This is a genomic window from Paraburkholderia sp. SIMBA_053, from assembly GCF_046534895.1.
GTDB classification, from domain to species: domain Bacteria; phylum Pseudomonadota; class Gammaproteobacteria; order Burkholderiales; family Burkholderiaceae; genus Paraburkholderia; species Paraburkholderia caledonica.
The window spans coordinates 1-264 of sequence record NZ_JAWRXU010000881.1; the positions used below are offsets into that span (position 1 = coordinate 1).

Annotated in this window: 1 pseudogene; it reads left to right on the plus strand. The window is 52.7% G+C overall.

Going from position 1 to position 264, the window contains the following annotated elements:
* Positions 1-203: pseudogene (locus tag SB753_RS38135) on the plus strand (PRC-barrel domain containing protein); the annotation flags it as partial.
* Positions 204-264: the final 61 nt, after the last annotated feature.

Sequence of the window (264 nt, forward strand, 5' to 3'; positions counted from 1 at the left end):
AATTCTTGGGCGCCGGTTTTATGTTACGTGCCATTCCGTGGAGCGCATTAACCTTTGATGTCGACAACGAGTGTTTCCGTCTCGATATGAGCGCCCAGGAAATCAAGGATGCACCTGCTTTCGACGCGGATGATTGGCCATCAATGGCAGACCCATCCTGGGGCCAGAGAATGCATAAATACTACAAACGTCCGCCTTATTGACTATTGGTCAAGGGTCCGCTGGACCACGCTGCAGCATGAACCTCCGCAACCAGCCCCAGTT